2 protein-coding genes are annotated in these 1,638 nt (G+C 34.1%); both read right to left on the bottom strand.

The window, feature by feature from the left end; all coding sequences use genetic code 11:
- Positions 1–30: 30 nt before the first annotated feature.
- Positions 31–837, bottom strand: coding sequence for an AAA family ATPase (locus VIG73_RS02355; protein ID WP_108307186.1), 807 nt, complete (start codon positions 835–837; stop codon positions 31–33).
- Between the two features lie 278 nt (positions 838–1,115).
- Positions 1,116–1,304: a hypothetical protein gene (locus VIG73_RS02350; RefSeq protein WP_331638955.1), complete on the bottom strand. Its 189-nt coding sequence runs from the start codon at positions 1,302–1,304 to the stop codon at positions 1,116–1,118.
- Positions 1,305–1,638 lie beyond the last annotated feature (334 nt).

The raw sequence follows: 1,638 nt of genomic DNA, 5'->3' as shown, positions 1-1,638 counted from the left end.
GCTTTCTTTTTAATTAAACCGCCTTTTTCCTTATTCATACTTACCACCCTCTTCAAATGCTTCAAGTTTTTCTAATAACTCATCCAACACATCGGTAAATACTTTATGCGCTTTGCGGTCATGTTGGTCATTATCCGTAATGCCCGTCACGTCCCACGCTTTTAAGCGCTCCAAGTGCTTAACAACAGTCTTCATTACGTTATCTTCACCAAACATTTCCTTCGCACGTTCAATAGTCGACATATCCACACGACCACCAGGGCGTAATAGTACGGGTAATACACCAGCTACTTGAATATCCGCATCGTAGTTGTCTACCATGAACTGTAGGTATTTGATATATGTCTCTGCGCCTTCAAGCGATAGTTCTTGTGCCTGTAAAATGATTAATACATAATCGGCAGCCATCATCGCATTGTCGGAGAAATCACTAATCGTCGGTGGCACATCAATAAAGATGTAGTCATAATCCGAACGAATGGGATCCAGCAGTTGATTTAAATAGCTGACTTGGTCAATTTCATTTTCAAATTTACTATATAAGAACTTCGGCAGGTTTTTAAAAGACACTTGCGCAGGAATCACATGAAGATTATCTGCCACGTTAACGATACAGTCCTTTAAATCACCTTTTTGAAAGCCGTCAAAGATACTAGTATTCAATTCAGAAACACCCGCAGAGCGCGCAATTAGCGTACTTGCATTCCCTTGAGGGTCCATATCAACAAGTAACACTTTCTTATTGTAATACTTCGAAAGCTCCCAACTTAACATAACCGATACCTTCGTCTTACCAACGCCGCCTTTAAAGTTCCCTACTACAATTGTTGTCGCCATACTTCCACTCCTCTTACGATACTTTTTAAAAGTATACCTTACAATTAACCACATTGCAAAATAGTTCTTATCATATTTACACTTTAGTTTATAAAATTTTAGATAGTTATATATATTTTTATACAGGGGTATGGTTAGGAAATGCAGATTTATGACGTTACCGTTCAGAACAAGTGGATTGAACAGTATTCTTCAAAATTATTTTTCGCAGCGTCTAAGCGTGTTATTTTCTATAAAAACAGCGACAAACACTGTTAAATCGGTGTTTGTCGCTGTTTTCATGTTACCAAGCTTTCATTTGGTAACGTTATTTCTACTTTATGCGTATGGTTATGCAGATGCTCTTTTATTAATAATAAATAAAAATGCTCAATGTGAGCTTCATATATATTCTTTCGTGTAATTTCATACCACATTTCTGATCGAATAACTTCTCGGTCAATTTTATCGTCTTTTTGCCTTGTCATTCTTTCCTACCCCTCCTGTTAAAATGAATTATATAGGTTTGTAGCACTTAATACCATATACCAGTATGTAAAACAGATAATTCGGAAAAAAAGAAATATTAAAAAACTCGTTATTATTATAATAATAACATTATGTAAATATATGTTGGATTTTTAGGTTGTGTTAAAAATTCGAATTATATAATAATTATACTTCTTGATGATTTATTATTCGTTTTTTGAAAAAGAATGAACCTATTTTTTGTTGAACAATTAAACAAAGTCAATACTGAATATTTTCAAATCAATGATTAAAGTAGCTTTAAAAGCCTTTTGTTTAGCTTTTTTACTTGAT

This window comes from Cerasibacillus sp. (genome assembly GCF_036516575.1).
Taxonomy (GTDB): Bacteria; Bacillota; Bacilli; order Bacillales; family Amphibacillaceae; genus Cerasibacillus.
This window is presented reverse-complemented; position numbering and strand designations above follow the sequence as displayed.